Annotated in this window: 3 protein-coding genes; 2 read left to right on the top strand and 1 reads right to left on the bottom strand. The window is 72.3% G+C overall.

From position 1 onward, the window contains the following. The coding region (locus tag AC2CHG_RS30580; protein ID WP_484526116.1) for a glycerate kinase at nucleotides 1–761 on the bottom strand (761 nt) is incomplete at its 3' end. 43 nt (nucleotides 762–804) lie between these two features. On the opposite strand from AC2CHG_RS30580, the gene nadA reads away from it, so the two are divergent. Next, nucleotides 805–1,980: a quinolinate synthase NadA gene (nadA, locus tag AC2CHG_RS30575; RefSeq protein WP_355512774.1), complete on the top strand. Its 1,176-nt coding sequence runs from the start codon at nucleotides 805–807 to the stop codon at nucleotides 1,978–1,980. A gap of 214 nt (nucleotides 1,981–2,194) precedes the next feature. Then, entirely contained in the window at nucleotides 2,195–3,550 is a 1,356-nt protein-coding gene (murA, locus tag AC2CHG_RS30570) for a UDP-N-acetylglucosamine 1-carboxyvinyltransferase (protein WP_135241354.1), read from the top strand. Nucleotides 3,551–3,644: the final 94 nt, after the last annotated feature.

Genomic DNA, 3,644 nt, shown 5'->3' with positions numbered 1-3,644 from the left:
CCGCCGGGCAGCGCGCCCAGCCCGGACGGGCAGCCGGGCAGGCGTTCGGTCAGCACCTCCGCCCAGCGGGTCAGCGCGGCGTCCAGCAGCAGCACGTCGGCCCGGTCGGCGCCCTTCTGCGGGCCGAAGACGCTGCTCGCGCCGTGCAGCCCGAGCAGCGGGTTGTCGACGTCGGTGGCGGCGACGAGCGTGGCGCCGCGCAGCCGGGGCTCCCCGTCGAGCGCGGCCACCTCGGCCAGCGCCGCGCCGCCGTACGGCAGGGCCCGGCCGGCGCCGTCCAGCGGCGTGACGCCCAGCGGGACGAGCATCCCGGCGCCGCCGTCGTTCGTGGCCGAGCCGCCCAGCCCCACCACCACCGTGCGCGCGCCCGCCTCGACCGCGGCGGCGACGAGCAGCCCCAGCCCGTACGAGGTGGTGGCCTTCGGGTCGCGTTCGGCGGCGGTGAGCAGGTGCAGTCCGCACGCCTGCGCGCTCTCCAGGTACGCCGTGCCGTCGTCGGTGAGCAGGATCTCACCGGCGGCCGGGCGGCCCAGCGGGTCGACGGTGGGCACCGGCACCCGGCGCCCGCCGAGCGCTCCGGCGAGCACGTCGACGAACCCCGGCCCGCCGTCGGCGAGTGGCCGGGCCAGCAGGTCGTCGCCGGGGGCCACGTCACGCCAGCCGTCGGCGACCGCGGCGGCCACGTCTGGGGCCGGCAGCGTGCCGGCGAACTTGTCCGGGCAGAGCAGCACGCGCATGCGCAGCAGTGTGGCAGGCCACATCCGAGGCGGCTGCGGCGCGGGCGCGCTGTGGGACCATGGGGTCGTGACTTCGACCTGGGTTGAGCCGTCCAACACCGCCACGGCGCTGCTGCTCCTCGGCCGCGGCAGCGACCCCGCCACCGAACGTGGCGTGGAGTGTCCGGGTGATCTCCCCGCGCCGAGCGACCCCGACCTGGTGGCCCGCGCCGCCGCCGCGAAGGCCGCGCTCGGCACGAAGGTGTTCGTCCTGGGCCACCACTACCAGCGCGACGAGGTGATCCAGTTCGCCGACGTGACGGGCGACTCGTTCAAGCTGGCCCGGGAGGCCGCGGCCCGCCCGGACGCGGAGTACATCGTCTTCTGCGGCGTGCACTTCATGGCCGAGAGCGCGGACATCCTCACCTCGGACGCGCAGAAGGTGATCCTGCCCGATCTCGCCGCCGGCTGCTCGATGGCCGACATGGCGGTGCTGTCGCAGGTCGAGGCCGCGTGGGACACGCTCACCGACCTGGGCATCGCGGCCGAGACCGTGCCGGTGACGTACATGAACTCCTCGGCCGACATCAAGGGCTTCGTCGGGCGCAACGGCGGCGTGGTCTGCACCTCGTCCAACGCCAAGCGGGCCCTGGACTGGGCCTTCGAGCAGGGCCGCAAGGTGCTGTTCCTGCCCGACCAGCACCTCGGCCGCAACACCGCGGTGCTGGAGATGGGCTTCTCGCTCGACGACTGCGTGCTCTACGACCCGCACAAGCCGGGCGGCGGGCTGACCCCGGAGCAGCTGCGGGACGCGAAGATGATCCTGTGGCGCGGCCACTGCTCGGTGCACGGCCGGTTCACGCTGGACAGCGTCGACGACGTCCGCGAGCGGGTGCCGGGCGTGAACGTGCTGGTGCACCCGGAGTGCCGCCACGAGGTGGTGAACGCCGCCGACCTGGTCGGCTCGACCGAGTTCATCATCAGGACCATCGAGGCGGCCCCGGCCGGCTCGGCGTGGGCGGTCGGCACCGAGCTGAACCTGGTGCGCCGGCTCGCCCTGGCCCACCCGGACAAGCAGATCATGTTCCTCGACCGGGCGGTCTGCTACTGCTCGACGATGAACCGGATCGACCTGCCGCACCTGGTCTGGGCGCTGGAGGAACTGGTCGCCGGGCGCGTGGTCAACCAGATCACGGTGGACCCGGAAACCGCCCGACACGCCCGGTCGGCGCTGGACCAGATGCTCGCCCTTCCGGGAGCCTGATCACCGTCGGTGACCCCGCTGGCACGGAAACGCACCGGACACCCCGGTTCGTGCCCTCGCTGGCGATGTGACCGATTCCATTCCCGTCACGGAGGGCTATGCTGCCGGGGCGACGACACACGCGGCCCGTTTTCCCATGACCGCGTTCCGGGTAGCGATGAACTTCGTGCACCCATCACTAGACACGGCAGCACCCAACGCGCTGGAGGTTGCGTTGACCGACGACGTCCTGGTCGTACACGGAGGCACTCCGCTTGAAGGGCGGATCCGCGTGCGCGGCGCGAAGAACCTGGTGTCCAAGGCGATGGTGGCCGCCCTGCTGGGCGACACACCGAGCCGGCTGTTCGACGTGCCTCGTATCCGTGACGTCGAGGTGGTCCGCGGTCTGCTCGGCCTGCACGGCGTCAAGGTCAGCGACGGCGTGGAGGAGGGCGAACTCGTCTTCGACCCCTCGAACGTCGAGAGCGCCAGCACCGACCAGATCAACGTGCACGCCGGGTCCAGCCGGATCCCGATCCTGTTCTGCGGCCCGCTGCTGCACCGGCTCGGCCACGCCTTCATCCCCGACCTGGGCGGCTGCCACATCGGCCCGCGCCCGATCGACTTCCACCTCCAGGCGCTGCGCGAGTTCGGCGCCACCGTCGAGAAGACGCCGGAGGGCCTGCACCTGTCCGCGCCCAACGGGCTGCACGGCACGAAGTTCGCGCTGCCGTACCCGAGCGTGGGCGCCACCGAGCAGGTGCTGCTCACCGCGGTGATGGCCGAGGGCGTCACCGAGCTGCGCAACGCGGCGGTCGAGCCGGAGATCATCGACCTCATCTGCGTGCTGCAGAAGATGGGCGCGATCATCAAGGTGCACACCGACCGGGTGATCGAGATCCAGGGCGTCAAGAAGCTGCACGGCTACACCCACCGGCCGATCCCGGACCGGATCGAGGCGGCCAGCTGGGCGGCGGCCGCGCTGGCCACCCGCGGTCACGTCGAGGTGCTGGGCGCCCAGCAGGCCGACATGATGACGTTCCTGAACATCTTCCGGTCGGTCGGCGGCGAGTACGAGGTCACCGACCTGCGCCCGCCGCGCGGCGGCAGCCCGGGCCAGGAGGGCGGCATCCGGTTCTGGCACCCGGGCGGCGAGCTGAACGCGGTGGCGCTGGAGACCGACGTACACCCCGGTTTCATGACCGACTGGCAGCAGCCGCTGGTGGTCGCGCTCACCCAGGCCCGGGGCCTGTCGATCGTCCACGAGACGGTCTACGAGCAGCGGCTCGGCTACACCGAGGCGCTGAACACGATGGGCGCCAACATCCAGGTCTACCGGGACTGCCTCGGCGGCACCCCGTGCCGCTTCGGCCGGCGCAACTTCAAGCACTCCGCGGTGATCGCCGGGCCGAGCAAGCTGCACGCCGCCGACCTGGTCATCCCGGACCTTCGTGCCGGGTTCAGCCACCTGATCGCGGCGCTGGCCGCCGAGGGCACCTCCCGGGTGTACGGCGTGGACCTGATCAACCGTGGCTACGAGGACTTCGAGGCCAAGCTGGCCGACCTCGGCGCGCACGTCGAGCGTCCCTGACCGTCCCGTTCACTCGTCCGGCCGCGCCCGGTGCACCCGTGATGTGGCCCCGGCGCGGCCCGGTGGCTAACCATTCCGCGTGCCGTCGCTGTTT

Source organism: Micromonospora sp. ATLC20, assembly GCF_057196585.1.
Note: the sequence above shows the minus strand (reverse complement) of the source record. Positions and strands in the feature narration are given on the sequence as shown.